Source organism: Mycobacterium rhizamassiliense (assembly GCF_900157375.1).
Classification (GTDB): Bacteria; Actinomycetota; Actinomycetes; order Mycobacteriales; family Mycobacteriaceae; genus Mycobacterium; species Mycobacterium rhizamassiliense.
In genome coordinates this window covers 3,830,541-3,845,236 of sequence record NZ_LT721901.1, presented here as the reverse complement: position 1 = coordinate 3,845,236, position 14,696 = coordinate 3,830,541, and the positions used below count along the sequence as shown (strand labels likewise).

Below are 14,696 nucleotides of genomic sequence, written 5' to 3'. Positions count from 1 at the left end.
GCGCGGTACGGGCGAGATACGCGTCTGTACCGGAATCACGTAACGGCAGCGGCGCTCCCCATAGGAGCGCCTAGCCGCCTATCCCCAGGAAACCCTTATCAAAGGGGCCAACGTGAAATTCGCAAATGTGTTGGTCAAAGCCGCTTCCTTTGTCGTCGCCGGCGTCGTCGGGCTGAGTTGTGCCGTCGCGGCGGGAGCCGACGACGGTGCAGTCGTCCAGCAGATGTGTGCGCAGGGAACGCTGTTCAGCAATGGCGTCGTCCAGGGCTGGACGGTCCTCGACCTGGAGCCGAGCAAGGACGTCATTCCGGCGGACGTTCGCGGCGCGCTGTGGGAGGCGGCCGCCACCGACCAGGCAACTGCCGGCGACGCGGCCCCGCTGATCCCCAATTTTTCTGCCCGCGCACCCAACGGCGACAACTATCGGGCGCTATTCGAAGTGCCCACCCAGCAGGGGATCAGCCCGTCCGGATTGCCGATGGGCCAGTCGGTCACCGGCAAGTTGTACTTCGACGTCACCGGTCAGGCCCCGGACTCCGTGGTGTTCAACGACGGCCGAGATCGACTGATATGGAGGGGTTCTGCCGCGGACCCGGCGCCCGAGCCGGTTCGCACCCTTGCCCTTCCCGATTACAAACCGGCGAGCTTGTCGGTGTTCGAGACCCGCACCGTCTACCTCCAAGGTGAAGTGCGGATGCGTCAACTCAACGACCGGCTCGCCAGCCAAGGCGTCAGCCCGGAGGAACGCGCGCGATTTATGTTCGAACGACGCAACGCATTGCGAACGTGGGCGCGCGCCCTGATGAGTGATCGTGCGGCGGCCGCTCAGCTGGATAAGAAAGACCCGAATGTGACCTTCGAATATCTGGCCGTGAGGAACCAGGCCAAGGGGCTCAGTGGTGACGCTCTTTACAACGCGATCATCACCAGGGCCACCCGCAGCAGAATCAGCGTCAACGAGTCCCTGGGCATCGACCCCGACAATCCGCCCCCGTTGCCGCCGGTGCGGCCCTCCTCCGCAGGCGGGACGGAGTCGTAGATGGTCACCGCAGACGGCCCCGTGCTCGACACGGCGGCAAGCCCACGCTGGCTACGCACGGGCTACCGGCATTTCCCGTATGCGGCCCAGCAGGCGGGCCAGTGGTGGGTTTTGCGGCTTAACCACGGCTTTCCGGAGCACGACATGTACACGTTGTTCATCGACGGCCATGCGGTCGCCGACGCGACCGCTGACGCCGGGCATCCCCTCCCGCTGGTTGCCGGCCTGGCCTCCCTCGCGCCGGACGCGGAGGATTCGACCGAGCCAACGCTCGACGTGGAGCTGGCCGAGGACCTGGTGCGGGCGGTGTCCAGTTACGTGAACTACGGCAGCGAGGAAGGCGAACCGTGCGACTTCTGCTCCGGCGACTACGACGGGATGGCTCGCTGCTGAGCAATCACCCGCTGGATAGTTAACGGGCTCCTGGCGGCGTGTCCGATCGCCTATTCTGAGAGGACCCGGGGCCGGGATCGGCGGGGCATCCAATTGGGTCTTGCCAGCCAGGTTGCGGCGATGCCATTTAGGTCGGAGTCATGAGCGATACCCAGTCCCAGCTTTCGGTTTTGAAGCAGACCGCCGATCGCGCCGTCGCGGATGCCATCGCGCGGCTGATCGAGGACGGTGAAGATCATGAGCTCAATCGAATCAACGCCCTCGATTTTTCCACGCGCACCGGCTTCGACGAAGAGAATGTGATTTCGGGCTTCCTGCACGCCTCGCGGCTTGGCCTGTTCGATCTCAGCTGGAACGTGCTGTGCCCCGGTTGCAGCGGGGTGCTGGATGCGCACGACACGCTTAAATCGCTGCGTGACGACGACTATCACTGCGGTTTGTGCGGCTCCGGTTACGAGCCGTCGGTCGACGAGCAGGTCGAGGTGGCCTTTACGGTCAGCCCGAAGGTCAGGCGGATTGCCGCCCACGATCCCAACACGCTGCCGCTCTGGGAGTACTACAAGCAGATTTTCTGGAGCTCGGGCATCGATCTCGACCAGGATTCCTTTGCCTCGCTGACCGAGGAAGTGACGCTGCACGCGCAGGAGCTCCCCGCCGGCGAGAAGGCGGTGCTGTCGATGCAGCTTCCGCCGGAATTCATCATCGTTTTCGAGCCGGTAACGCATTCCGCGCATTTCATCGACGTCCAGGGCGAGCCGACCGAGGAAACTCAGCAGCTCGGGTTGGTCTTCAACAAAGCGCATCCGCCGACCGGGTCGAGTTCCTTGCGTCCGGGTCCGTTGCGGCTCGCGCTCGACAATGAGTCCAGCCGGCGGACGCTGCCCACCGTCTTTGTCGCTGGCGACGCGCTGCACCGCCTGCTGGGCAAGCGCAGGCCATTCCTCACCGCCAAGCGGATGCTGTCGAACCAGACTTTCCGCGATGTGTTCAAGGCCGACAATCTCGACATCAATCAGCGTCTCAAGATCACCTCGTTGACCTTTTTGTTCACCGACCTCAAGGGGTCGACCGCACTGTACGAGCGGGTGGGCGACCTCGCCGCGTTCGACTTGGTGCGCGCGCATTTTCGTGCGCTGCTGGAGATCATCGCGGCCGAAAAGGGCGCCGTGGTCAAGACGATCGGGGACGCCGTGATGGCGACCTTTGTCCAGCCGGACCAAGCGCTCGCCGCGGGCTTACGGATGCGGGCCGCGATGGACAAGCTCAATGCCGAGCGCGGCAAGTCCGACCTGATCGTAAAGATCGGCATCCACGAGGGGCCATGTCTCGCGGTGATGCTGAACGAGCGGCAGGACTATTTCGGCCAGACCGTCAACATCGCGGCGCGGGTGCAGAGCCTGTCGACCTCACAGGAGATCCACATCACCGGTCCCGTGATCGACGCGCCCGGCGTCGCCGCCATCCTGGACAAGGAGGCGATCCGGCCGATTCGCAAGGAGGCCGCTCTGCGCGGCATCGCAGACAAGGTTGTGGTGTACGAGATTCCGTAACTCGCGACTGCCTGCGACTAAATCGTCGCTGCTCGAACAGAATTGAACGCCCCAAAATTGGGGATAGCAATCCCGCGTCGACGAGTCATCAACCGTGGCCAAAAACGGCATTGTGGATTCCTAGGCGTTAAGTCGTCGCCCGATCTATCGTGTCCTGGACCGTGGACGCCGGGAGGCTGATGTGGACGGAACCCCGTTCGGGCGCTACCGCCTGATCGATTTGTTGGGCCGCGGCGGTATGGGCGAAGTCTGGCGCGCGCACGACACGTCGACCAACCGGACCGTCGCAATCAAGTTGTTGCCCGCGCACTTAGCCCAAGACCACACGTTCGTGCAACGCTTCCGCCGCGAAGCAGAATTGGCCGCCCAGCTCAACAGTCCCCATGTCGTCCCGATCCACGACTACGGCGAGATCGACGGCCGGCTCTTCGTCAACATGCGCTTGATCGAGGGCCGCGACCTCCAAGAGGTGCTGTCCGACGGGCCGCTGCAGCCCGACCGCGCGGTGCGCATCGTCGAGCAGGTGGCGCGGGCTCTGAACGCCGCCCACAAGAGAGGCCTCGTACACCGCGACGTCAAACCCTCGAACATCCTGCTCGACGAGGACGATTTCGCCTACCTGATCGATTTCGGGATCGCCCGCGGTGCGGACCAGACGCGAATGACGGGCACCGGCGGGGTAATCGGGAGCTGGCCGTATATGTCGCCCGAGCGGTTACGGGCGGGCCAGGTCGACGCGCGTTCGGACGTCTACGCCTTGGCGTGCGTGCTGTATGAGTGCCTGACCGGGGCCACCCCTTTCCCCGGAGACAACACCGAGCAGCAAATCACCGCGCACTTCATGGAGCCTCCCCCGCGGCCGTCGATCGCCGACCCCAACGTTCCTGCCGAACTCGACTCGGTGGTCGCCACCGGGATGGCCAAAGATCCCGACCAGCGATACGCGACAACCGTCGAGCTGGCCAGCGCCGCTCAGAATGCCGTCACGGCACCGATTGCCCAGCCGACCGAAAATCTGCGCGCGCCTGCAGCTTTCGTGGCCACACCCGCTGCGCCGAAGATGCCCGCAACCGAGGCCGCCGACCTGAGCCTCGCCGCGACTCAACAAGGCCCAGTCGTCGGCCCGCCGCCCGACATGACAAAAAATGGCCGGTCGTGGTGGCCACCCCGCGGCCGCCCGGGCCTGATCGCCGCAATCATCGTCGCGGTCGTCGTGCTGGTCTCGGGCGTCGTCATCTATCAGCTGCAGCCGTCCGGGTCCGCACAGTCCGCAACGTCAAGCACGCCGGCCGCCATGCCACCACCCCCACCGCCGCCCCCACCGAAACCGGTCGAAGAGGCCGCGCTCGATGGACTGCTGCTCAGCCCCGCCGAGATCAATGCCGCGATGGGCGCGACCGGAATGACCGTCGAACAACCGTGGAAGACGTTGGCAGATGTCGGTCTCGACAATCCCTCGTCGCCTCCCGAGTGCTTACCCCTGGGCGGCGCGGGAGAGGCGCCTGTTTACAACGGGAGTGGGTTTGCCGCCCTTCGCGGGCAGACACTTCAGGAGCCTCAGCACTTCACGCATGCCGTCGACCAGTTTGTGTTGTTGTTTCCCTCGGCGGCTGCGGCGGCCGCTTTTTATAGCACCTCGACGCAAGGCTGGCAGGCCTGCGCCAACCGCAGCTATCACGACAACGTCCACAATGTCGAGATGAACACGGGACCCGTGTCCACCGCCAACGGAATGCTCAGCAACAGTGAAACCAATCCACGCACCAAAGGCTGGACATGCCAGCGGGCGCTCACGGCGCGCAACAACGTGGTGGTCGACGTGGCGGCATGCGGCCACAACACGACAGACCAGGGCGTCAGTATCGCCGCGCAGATCGCTGCCAAAGTGCCCACCAGCCCGTAACGACTCGCCCCGCTCCGTACTCTCGAAGACGTGACCACCCGCAGCGCCGAATCGCCCGAGCTGGTCGCGTTGTTGGCCGGGCGCCGGGTCGCGGTGCTGACCGGCGCGGGAATGTCGACCGACTCCGGCATTCCCGACTATCGCGGCCCCGACTCGCCGCCGAGCAATCCCATGACCATCCGCCAGTTCACCTCGGATCCGGTTTTCCGGCAACGTTATTGGGCGCGCAATCACGTCGGCTGGCGGCATATGCACGACACCCTGCCCAATGCGGGCCATCGGTCGCTGGCCGCGCTGGAAGACAGCGGGGTGGTGACCGGGGTGATCACCCAGAACGTCGACCTGCTGCACACTAAGGCGGGCAGCCAAAACGTCATCAATCTGCACGGCACCTACGCGCAGGTGGTCTGCCTGAGCTGCGCCCACACCATGAGCCGCGCCGCGCTGGCCGAACAGCTCGAGGCGCTCAACCCGGGATTCGTCGAGCGCGCCGAGGCGATCGGCGGGCTGGCCGTGGCTCCCGACGCCGACGCCGTCATCACCGACACCGCATCGTTCCGCTACCTCGACTGCCCTCGTTGCGCCGGCATGCTGAAGCCCGACATCGTCTATTTCGGCGAGAATGTGCCGAAAGATACCGTAGCCCAAGCATATTCACTGCTCGACCAATCCGAGGCGCTGTTGGTCGCGGGCTCGTCGCTGACCGTCTTCTCCGGCTACCGATTCGTGCGGCACGCAGCGGCGCTGAAAATTCCGGTCGCGATCATCAACCGCGGACCCACCCGCGGCGACGATCTGGCCACCGTCAAGGTCGACGGCGGGTGCTCGGAACTGCTCACCCTGCTGGCCACCGAACTGACGGCAACCGCGTTGCGCTAGAACGTGCAGGGCATGCTGCCGACGGCATGCACGAAGTTGCCCGCGACGTACGTCGGTTCACCGGCCCGAATGTCCGGAAGCTGACGAAACAGCTCTTCGAATATCGCGCGCAGCTGCGCGCGGGCGACATGGGCGCCGAGGCAGAAATGCAATCCGCCGCCGCCGAACCCCACGTGAGGATTGGGACTGCGGCTCAGGTCGAAGCGATCCGGGCGGTCGAATGCCTCACTGTCCCAGTTGCCGGACGAGTAGAACATCACCACCTTGTCCCCCGCGGAGATCCTCTGACCGCCAAGCTCGAAATCGGTTGCGGCCGTGCGGCGGAAGGTCATGACCGGCGTTGCCCAGCGCACGAACTCCTCGACCGCCGTGCCGATCCGGTTCTCGTAATCCTCGAGCAGCCATGCCCTTTGGTCGGGAAAGTCGGTCAGCGCCTTCATGGTGTGGCTGATGGTCTGGCGGGTGGTGTCGTTGCCCGCCACCGAAAGCAGCACGAAGAAGGCGGCCACCTCGGCGTCGGTGAGCCGGTCGCCGTCCACCTCGGCGTGCACCAGGCTGCTGATCAGGTCGTCGCCCGGATTCTCGCGGCGCTCGGCGGCGAGCGTGCCGACGACCTGATGCAGGTACATCTGCTGTTCGAAGATGACCTCCAGCGCGGGGCGCCCCTTGAGGAAGTCAGGGTCGGCCCACGACACCAGCGCGTCGGTGGCGTGCGCCATGCGCTCACGCTCGGAATCGGGAATGCCGGCCATGTCCGAGAGGGTGCGGATCGGCAATTCTTTGGAACAGTAATCGACGAAATCCGCACCGCTGCCGGCCGCGCGGAGCTCGTCGACGATGGTCTTGGAGTTCGCCTGGATCGACTCCTCGATGCGGCGCACCTGCCTGGGCGTGAAGGCGGCGTGAGCGAGCTTGCGCAACTTGGTGTGTCGCGGCGGATCCATCGCCAAGAACGACTGTGACGCCTCGAGCAGCTCCACCGGAATGCTCTCGAACATCACCCCCTGGCCGGACACGAACGTCTCGTTGTCGCGGCTGACCGTGACGATGTCACCGCGCCGCGTGACCGCCCAGTAGCCCGGGTCGCTGGGATCCGGCATCAGGGATTCTTCGACCGGCGGATGCCAGCTCACCGGGCGCTCGGCGCGCAGCTCGGCGAAGGAGCGCTCCCGGTCGGCCGCCGTCGTCGACCAGAACCCGCGAGAGGACAGATCGATGGGGTCGTACGCTCGGCGCCTGCCCGAGGTCTCGGTCGCTGTCATCGTTGGGCCTCCCTCACCTATGACCGCCAGTCACAAACTCTGACCGACGATATGCCTAGACATATTGTCTAGTCAATATGTCTAAACATCGGTTATGCTCGGCGAATGCCGTCAGTTACCCGGAAGCCGCTGGCCAAGCGTGAGAACGCGCGGCAACAGCGGCGCGAGCAGATGGAGCGCCGGCTGCTCGACGCCACCGAACGGCTGATGAGCGACGGCGCCAGTTTCACCGAGCTCAGCGTGGACCGGCTGTCGAGCGAGGCGGGCATTTCGCGGGCCAGCTTCTACATCTACTTCGAGGACAAGGGCCACCTGCTGCGCCGGCTGGCCGGGCAGGTGTTCGCCGACCTGGCCGACAGCGCCGATCGCTGGTGGCGGGTCGCGGGGCGGCACGATCCCGAGGACGTGCGCGAGGCGATGACCGCCCTCGTCGCGAGCTACCGCCGCCACCAGTCGGTGCTCGTCGCCCTGAACGAAATGGCCGCCTACGACGCGGTCGTCGGAGCGACCTACCGCAATCTCCTGACCGCGATCACCGGGCGGCTGGCGCGGGTAATCGAGAACGGCCAGGCCGACGGTTCCATCCGCCCCACGCTGGTCGCCGCCACCACGGCAAGCGCACTGACGTGGATGGTGGAGCGGACCTGTCAGCAGAACCTGCCCGGCGAGCCGGGTTCCTACGACGCCGCGCTGGCCACTACCCTGGCCGAAATCATTTGGAACACACTGTATCTGAAGACCGCCTGCTAGACGGCGACCAAATCGTCGGCGTGCACCGCGGGCCTGCGTAGCTCGTCGGGCAACTCGGAGGTGGACCGGCCCATGATGGCGGCGAGCTCGGTCGCATCGTAAGCGACCACACCGCGGGCCACCACGATCGCTTCCGCGCCGCGCAGCTCGACGACATCCCCGCCGTGGAACTGTCCGGACACCGCGGTGATCCCGGCGGCCAGCAGCGAACGTCGTTGCTGCACAACGGCACGCACGGCACCCTCGTCGAGGGTCAGCGACCCGGCCGAGTCGGCCGCGTAGCGCAGCCAGAAGCGGCGCGCCGACATCCGTTGCGGCCGAGCGGCAAACACCGTCCCGACGGAGGCGTCGCTGAGCGCGGTCGCGGCGTCGGAAGCGGCGGCCAGCAGCACCGGCACCCCGGCGTCGGCCGCCAGCAGCGCCGACGACATCTTGGACGCCATTCCCCCGGTCCCCAGCGCGCTGCCCGGACCGGCGACCACGCCGACGAGGTCCGTCGTGCCCGCCACCTCGGGAATGAAGCGCGCGGCCTTGGCTTTTCGCGGATCGGCGTCGTAGAGCCCGTCGATGTCAGACAACAGCACCAGCGCCTCGGCGCCCACCAGGTGGGCCACCAGCGCCGACAGGCGATCGTTGTCGCCGAACCGAATTTCGTTGGTGGCCACCGTGTCGTTCTCGTTGACGATCGCGACGGCGTGCAGCGCGCGCAACCGGTCCAGGGTGCGCTGGGCGTTGGTGTGGTGCGCGCGCATCGAGATGTCCTGCGCGCTCAGCAGCACCTGGCCCACGGTGCGGCCATACCGGGCGAAGGCGGCGCTCCACGAGTTGACCAACGCGACCTGCCCGACACTGGCCGCCGCCTGCTTGGTCGCCAAATCCTTTGGACGACAGGATAACCCGAGCGGTTCGATGCCCGCGGCGATAGCGCCCGAAGACACGATCACCACGTCGGTGCCTGCCTTCATTCGCGACTCGATCGCGTCGGCCAGCCCGGCCAGCCGTCCGGCGTCGAAGACTCCGGAGGGTGTGGTCAGCGCGTTGGTCCCGATTTTGACGACCAGGCTGCGGGCGGTGCGGATCGCGTCGCGATGCGCGCTCACGAGCCGTCACCGTGTTCGCGGCGCCGACGGCGGGCGGCCTTGCGTTCGTCGGCCCCGACCCGCTCGCTGCGTTCCAGCCGCACGTCGGTGCCGCGGCCGGTCATCAACACATCCACCCCTGCGGGGGTCGACGGCTCCCAGTCGAACGTCATCTCACCGATGGTCACCGCACACCCGGCCTTCGCGCCCAGCCGCAGCAACTCCTCTTCGACGCCGAGCCGCGCCAGCCGGTCGGCGAGATAGCCGACTGCTTCGTCGTTGTCGAAGTTGGTCTGCCCGATCCAGCGCTCGGGCCGCGCGCCGCGCACCACGAAACCGCCGTGGGCGTCGGGTTCGACGGTGAAACCGCTGTCGTCCACCGGAACCGGGCGAATCACCGGGCGTCGCGCCACCACCGGCGGGCGCGCGGCGTTGTACTCCGAGATCATCTGCCACAGCCCAAAAATGAACGGCTGCAACCCTTCCCGGGTAGCCGTCGACACCAGGAACACCGGCCAGCCACGCTCAGCGATCTCATCGAGGACGAACTCGGCGAGCTCGCGCGCCTCGGGCACGTCAATCTTGTTGAGCACCACCGCCCGCGGGCGCTCGGCCAGATCCCCCAGCGTGGCGTCACCCTGCAAGGTCGGCGTGTACGCGGCGAGTTCGGCTTCCAGCGCGTCGATGTCGGAGATCGGGTCGCGGCCCGGCTCCGCGGTGGCGCAGTCGACCACATGCACCAGGACCGCGCACCGCTCGATGTGCCGCAGGAAATCCAGGCCCAGCCCGCGCCCCGCCGACGCCCCCGGGATCAAGCCCGGCACGTCGGCGACGGTGAAGGTGTGCTCGCCGGCCGACACCACACCGAGGTTGGGCACCAGCGTGGTGAACGGGTAGTCGGCGACCTTGGGTTTGGCCGCGGAGATCACCGACACCAGCGAAGACTTGCCTGCGGACGGGAACCCGACCAGGCCGGCATCGGCGACGGTCTTGAGCTCCAGGGTCAGGTCGCGGGCCTGGCCCGGTTCGCCGAGCAGCGCGAAGCCGGGAGCCTTGCGGGCGCGCGAGGCGAGCGCGGCGTTGCCCAGCCCGCCGCGACCACCGGCGGCGGCTTCGAATCGGGTGCCCGCGCCGACCAGGTCGGCCAGCATGCGCCCGTTTTCGTCCAGCACGACGGTGCCGTCGGGAACCTTGACTTCCAGGTCCGCGCCGGCCGCGCCGTCGCGGCTGCTGCCCGCGCCCTGCTTGCCGTTGGGAGCGGCGACATGCGGGCGGAAATGGTAATCCAGCAGGGTATGCACGGCGGGATCGACGACGAAGACGATGCTGCCGCCGCGGCCGCCGTTACCGCCGTCGGGGCCGCCGAGCGGCTTGAATTTCTCGCGATGGACCGAGGCGCAGCCGTTGCCGCCGGAACCCGCCCGCGCGTGGATGACGACGCGATCGACAAACCGAGGCATCGGGGGTCCTCTCACCCGCCAAGCGTGCGCTACTGGCAGTTAGATCTTCGCGGCTAGCGCACGCTTGCGACGCTCAGTCGGTGGTTTGACCGGCCGCGACGATGTTGACGGTCTTGCGGCCGCGCTTGAGGCCGAACTCGACGGCTCCGGTTTCCTTGGCGAACAGCGTGTCATCGCCGCCGCGCCCGACGTTGACGCCGGGGTGGAACTTGGTGCCGCGCTGGCGAACGATGATCTCGCCGGCCTTGACGACCTGGCCGCCGAATCGCTTGACTCCCAGCCGCTGAGCTGCCGAATCGCGCCCGTTACGCGAGCTGGAAGCGCCCTTCTTGTGTGCCATTGTGTCGCCTCCGCTACTTGATTCCGGTGACCTTCAGGACCGTCAGCCGCTGACGGTGTCCCTGACGCTTGTGGTAGCCGGTCTTGTTCTTGAACTTGTGGATACGGATCTTGGGTCCCTTGGTGTGCTCGAGGACCTCGCCGGTCACGGCCACCTTGGCCAGGGCGCTGGCATCGCTGGTCACCGTGGCGCCATCGACAACCAGCGCGACCGGCAGCGACACCTTGGCGCCCGGTTCCGAGTCGAGCTTCTCGACCTTGACCACGTCCCCGACGGCGACCTTGTACTGCTTGCCGCCCGTCTTGACGATTGCGTAGGTCGCCATCGTTGCTCCTGCTCTTTCTCACGTGTTCCGCGCGCGTGCTAGCTGCGGTGCGCGTGGTGGGTCTTGGGTGCGGGGTGATCCTCCCGCCTGTCGCCAGAAGCCTCGGCCTGACGACAACCGTCTAAGGGTACGTGACCAGCGGCTACAGGGTCAAACTGACACCCCGACCACGAACCGCAGATCAGTCCGCGCTGATCGGCGGCCCTGCCGGCCGGCCCGCCGCGCGTCGCCGGCGATGCCGCCCTAGCCCGCCGTTGCCGTTGTCCGAGGTCTCGTCGTCGTCGGCGTCCGAATCCTCGTCGTCCTCGTCGTCGTCGAGATCCTCGTCCTCGAGGTCGAGGTCCTCGTCGTCCTCGTCGAGGTCCTCATCGTCGAGGTCCTCGTCGTCCTCGTCGTCGTCGTCCTCGTCGTCGTCGTCCTCGTCGTCGTCGAGTTCGTCCACGTCCTCGGAGTCGTCATCCGAGTCTTCGGCGTCGTCCTCGTCGACGTCGTCGGTGTCCTCCAACTCGGCGGCACCCTGAGCGATGATCTGCTCGTCGTCGGTGTCCACGTCGGATTCGTCGGATTCGTCATCGGCGGACTCAGCCACAGTGGTCGAGCCGGCCGCCATCGCCTTGAACATCGGGTGTTCGCCCGGAGCGTGCGTGGGCACCTTGGCCACCGCCGGCTCCTCGGATCGGCTCTTCTTGGATCGCTTGCTGCGCCGACCGCCGGATTCCGACTTGCCGCGCGCGGCGGCCGGGGCGGATTCGACGGGGTCGGCGTGCAGCAGAATCCCGCGCCCGCCGCAGTGGCTACACGACGTCGAGAACGCCTCGATCAGCCCGGTGCCCAGCCGCTTGCGGGTCAGCTGCACCAGGCCCAGCGATGTCACTTCGGACACCTGATGGCGGGTGCGGTCGCGGGCCAGCGCCTCGGTTAGCCGGCGCAGCACCAGATCGCGGTTGGATTCGAGCACCATGTCGATGAAGTCGATGACGATGATGCCGCCGATGTCGCGCAGCCGCATCTGCCGGACGATCTCCTCGGCCGCCTCCAGGTTGTTCTTGGTGACCGTCTGCTCGAGGTTGCCGCCTGACCCGGTGAACTTGCCGGTGTTGACATCGACGACGGTCATCGCCTCGGTCCGGTCGATCACCAGCGTGCCTCCCGATGGCAGCCACACCTTGCGCTCCATCGCCTTGGCCAGTTGCTCGTCGATGCGATGCACCGCAAACACGTCCGGTCCGGGCTGATCGTCCGGCCCGTTCGGGGGCTCGTATTTGGTCAGCTTCGAAACCAGTTCGGGTGCAACGGAATTCACGTAGTCGTTGATGGTGTTCCAGGCTTCGTCACCCGAGACGATGAGCCCGGCGAAGTCCTCGTTGAACAGGTCGCGGATGACCTTGACCAGCACGTCGGGCTCTTCGTACAGCGCGACCGCGGCGCCGGCGGCCTTCTTCTTGGTCTCGGCGGCCTTGGCGTCGATCTGTTCCCAGCGCTCCTGCAAGCGGGTGACGTCGCCGCGAATGTCGTCTTCCTTGACGCCTTCCGATGCGGTGCGAATGATCACCCCGGCGTTCGACGGCACCACGTCGCGCAGGATCTCCTTGAGTCGCTGACGCTCGGTGTCGGGCAGCTTTCGGCTGATGCCCGTCGACGAGGCGCCCGGCACATAGACCAGGTAGCGGCCGGCCAGCGACACCTGCGTGGTCAGCCGCGCTCCCTTGTGACCAACGGGGTCCTTGCTGACCTGGACCACGACGTAATCGCCTGGCTTGAGCGCCTTTTCGATCTTGCGTTCCGACCCACCCAGTCCGGCGGCGTCCCAGTTGACCTCGCCGGCGTAGAGCACGCCGTTGCGGCCGCGCCCGATGTCGACGAAGGCGGCCTCCATCGAGGGCAGCACGTTCTGCACGATGCCGAGGTAGATGTTGCCCACCAGGGACGCCGAGCCGGCCGACGTGACGAAGTGTTCGACGACGATGCCGTCCTCGAGGACCGCGATCTGGGTGTAGCGCGCGCCGGGGTGCGGCGGTTCGGTGCGGACGCGGTCGCGGACGACCATCATCCGGTCGACGGCCTCGCGGCGGGCCAGGAATTCGGCCTCGGTCAGCACGGGCGGGCGGCGCCGTCCGGCGTCGCGGCCGTCGCGGCGCCGCTGCCGCTTGGCCTCTAGCCGCGTCGAGCCGTCGATGCCCTTGATCTCGGAGTTGCTCGAGCCCTTGTCATTCGACCCGGACTTACCGCGCGGCGCCCGCTCGTGCACGACCGTGTTCGGCGGGTCGTCGGGCGACGCGCTCTCGTCGCCGTCATCACCCGATCCCGACTTGCGGCGCCGACGCCGGCGCCGGCGGCGGTTTCCGCCGTCCGACGAACCGTCGTCGCCGTCGTCGGAGTCGTCCGAGTCGTCGTCATCGGAGTCATCGGCATCCGACGTGCCGCGACGGTCCGAGTCGTCGTCGTCACCCTGGCCGTCGGATCCGCCCTGTTCACCCCGGCCCCGGCCACGACCCCGCCTGCCGCGGCGCCGGCGCCGGTTGGCCGGTCGATCGGCCTGCTGGTCCTCGTCCTCGTCGTCCTCGTCGTCATCGTCGTCATCGTCGGAGTCATCGGACTCCGTAGCCGAGGCGTCGACGTCGGCACCGCTCTCCGCGGCCGCCGCCACCGGCTGTGGCGCGACGAACAGCGGCATGTAGTGCGGCCGCTCGTCCGACGTCCCGCCGGCATCGTCGCTGACACCCGCGGCGGCGTTCGCGGCGTTCACCAGGTCTTCGGGCGGCCGGGCCGAGAGCAGGTCGCGCACCCGGATGGCTTCCTCGGGATCCACGCCGGATTGGGCGCTGCGGACCCGTCCATCGAGCGCGGCCAGCGCGTCCACCACGCGCTTGCTGGTGGTTCCCAGCGCCCGCGCCAGCGAGTGGACTCTCAGCCGATCCGGCAGGTCATCCTGCTGGGCAGGTTCTTGCGATGATTCTGAAGTTGGGCCACCGTCTGTCACGTATTCTCCTTGAGCCCCCGGGCGCGTCCTTATCGACGCGGCCACGCGAGGGCTTCGCTATGTGCCCGGGTGCTTCTCCCGGGCTTGTGATGGTCTCGCCCCGAGCGGCTCGTTTCGAACCCACCCGGCGCCTGTCTGAATGTCGGCCTGACATGCCGCGCAACATCGCGAGCTGGCGATGGTCGCGCTTGTCTAAGTCTTCATTCGGGTGTCTGAAGCCGGTCCGGCGACGTTCACCCGCAGTCAGTATCCCACATCACTCTGCCTGTCCACGCGACCCTGAGTGAGAACCCGGGATCGGGGTAGCCGCAGGGGCTTACGCGCCGGGGAACCAGAGCGCGATTTCGCGCTTGGCGGAGTCGGTCGAGTCCGACCCGTGGACCAGGTTGAGCTGGGTTTCCAGCCCGAAATCGCCGCGAATGGTGCCGGGTGTGGCCTTGTCGACCGGGTCGGTGCCGCCGGCGAGCTGCCGGAACGCGGCGATGGCCCGTGGCCCCTCCACGATTGCTGCGACCACCGGCCCGCTGGTGATGAAGTCAAGCAACGGCTCGAAGAACGGTTTGCCGTCGTGCTCAGCGTAGTGCTGGGCGGCCAGGTCCCGGCTGACGCCACGGAGCTCGAGTGCCGTAATGGTGAGGCCCTTTTGCTCGATGCGGCTGATGATCTCGCCCACCAGGCGGCGCGCCACACCGTCGGGCTTGATCAGTACCAGGGTCCGTTCCGTCACGGCGCACAG

General features: G+C 67.0%; 13 protein-coding genes. 6 read left to right on the top strand and 7 right to left on the bottom strand.

What is annotated here, in order from left to right; translation table 11 throughout:
• The first annotated feature begins 112 nt into the window (after positions 1-112).
• The 5 genes from MRAB57_RS18680 (at position 113) to MRAB57_RS18660 (ending at position 5,764) form a co-directional block, all read left to right on the top strand.
• The gene (locus MRAB57_RS18680) at positions 113-1,039 is read left to right on the top strand and encodes an MPT63 family protein (protein ID WP_077088668.1); all 927 of its coding nucleotides are present in this window, start codon (positions 113-115) and stop codon (positions 1,037-1,039) included.
• Positions 1,040-1,432, top strand: coding sequence for a hypothetical protein (locus MRAB57_RS18675; RefSeq protein ID WP_077088667.1), 393 nt, complete (start codon positions 1,040-1,042; stop codon positions 1,430-1,432).
• Positions 1,433-1,572: 140 nt separating this feature from the next.
• Complete coding sequence (locus MRAB57_RS18670) at positions 1,573-2,982, top strand: adenylate/guanylate cyclase domain-containing protein (RefSeq protein ID WP_077088666.1); 1,410 nt, start codon at positions 1,573-1,575, stop codon at positions 2,980-2,982.
• A gap of 181 nt (positions 2,983-3,163) precedes the next feature.
• Positions 3,164-4,885, top strand: coding sequence for a serine/threonine-protein kinase PknH/PknJ (locus MRAB57_RS18665; RefSeq protein ID WP_083743453.1), 1,722 nt, complete (start codon positions 3,164-3,166; stop codon positions 4,883-4,885).
• Between the two features lie 30 nt (positions 4,886-4,915).
• The gene (locus MRAB57_RS18660; protein WP_077088664.1) at positions 4,916-5,764 is read left to right on the top strand and encodes an SIR2 family NAD-dependent protein deacylase; all 849 of its coding nucleotides are present in this window, start codon (positions 4,916-4,918) and stop codon (positions 5,762-5,764) included.
• Here the strand turns inward: MRAB57_RS18660 and MRAB57_RS18655 are convergent.
• Positions 5,761-7,056: a cytochrome P450 gene (locus MRAB57_RS18655; RefSeq protein ID WP_425436820.1), complete on the bottom strand. Its 1,296-nt coding sequence runs from the start codon at positions 7,054-7,056 to the stop codon at positions 5,761-5,763. The genes MRAB57_RS18660 and MRAB57_RS18655 overlap by 4 nt on opposite strands.
• 75 nt (positions 7,057-7,131) lie before the next feature.
• Between MRAB57_RS18655 and MRAB57_RS18650 the strand changes: the two genes are divergently transcribed.
• Entirely contained in the window at positions 7,132-7,776 is a 645-nt protein-coding gene (locus tag MRAB57_RS18650) for a TetR/AcrR family transcriptional regulator (protein WP_077088662.1), read from the top strand.
• Here MRAB57_RS18650 and proB read toward each other — a convergent pair.
• The 6 genes from proB to ndk form a co-directional block, all read right to left on the bottom strand.
• Positions 7,773-8,876 carry a glutamate 5-kinase gene (gene proB, locus MRAB57_RS18645; RefSeq protein WP_077088661.1) on the bottom strand — a complete coding sequence of 368 codons (1,104 nt, stop codon included), beginning with the start codon at positions 8,874-8,876 and terminating at the stop codon, positions 7,773-7,775. The genes MRAB57_RS18650 and proB overlap by 4 nt on opposite strands.
• Entirely contained in the window at positions 8,873-10,315 is a 1,443-nt protein-coding gene (obgE, locus tag MRAB57_RS18640) for a GTPase ObgE (RefSeq protein ID WP_077088660.1), read from the bottom strand. Before obgE ends, proB begins: the two co-directional genes overlap by 4 nt.
• A 73-nt stretch (positions 10,316-10,388) precedes the next feature.
• Positions 10,389-10,655, bottom strand: coding sequence for a 50S ribosomal protein L27 (rpmA, locus tag MRAB57_RS18635; protein WP_077088659.1), 267 nt, complete (start codon positions 10,653-10,655; stop codon positions 10,389-10,391).
• Positions 10,656-10,668: 13 nt separating this feature from the next.
• Entirely contained in the window at positions 10,669-10,980 is a 312-nt protein-coding gene (rplU, locus tag MRAB57_RS18630; protein WP_077088658.1) for a 50S ribosomal protein L21, read from the bottom strand.
• A 181-nt stretch (positions 10,981-11,161) separates the two neighbouring features.
• On the bottom strand, positions 11,162-13,960 hold the full coding sequence (rne, locus tag MRAB57_RS18625) for a ribonuclease E (RefSeq protein ID WP_077088657.1): 2,799 nt from the start codon (positions 13,958-13,960) through the stop codon (positions 11,162-11,164).
• Between the two features lie 316 nt (positions 13,961-14,276).
• Positions 14,277-14,687, bottom strand: a complete 411-nt coding sequence (ndk, locus tag MRAB57_RS18620; RefSeq protein ID WP_077088656.1) for a nucleoside-diphosphate kinase — start codon at positions 14,685-14,687, stop codon at positions 14,277-14,279.
• Positions 14,688-14,696 lie beyond the last annotated feature (9 nt).

What these genes read in the sequence shown, in the direction of transcription:
- rpmA (WP_077088659.1), bottom strand. Translation starts at nt 10,655, where the DNA reads ATGGCACACAAGAAGGGCGCTTCCAGCTCGCGTAACGGGCGCGATTCG.
- MRAB57_RS18670 (WP_077088666.1), top strand. Translation starts at nt 1,573, where the DNA reads ATGAGCGATACCCAGTCCCAGCTTTCGGTTTTGAAGCAGACCGCCGAT.
- obgE (WP_077088660.1), bottom strand. Translation starts at nt 10,315, where the DNA reads ATGCCTCGGTTTGTCGATCGCGTCGTCATCCACGCGCGGGCGGGTTCC.
- rplU (WP_077088658.1), bottom strand. Translation starts at nt 10,980, where the DNA reads ATGGCGACCTACGCAATCGTCAAGACGGGCGGCAAGCAGTACAAGGTC.
- MRAB57_RS18675 (WP_077088667.1), top strand. Translation starts at nt 1,040, where the DNA reads ATGGTCACCGCAGACGGCCCCGTGCTCGACACGGCGGCAAGCCCACGC.
- MRAB57_RS18650 (WP_077088662.1), top strand. Translation starts at nt 7,132, where the DNA reads ATGCCGTCAGTTACCCGGAAGCCGCTGGCCAAGCGTGAGAACGCGCGG.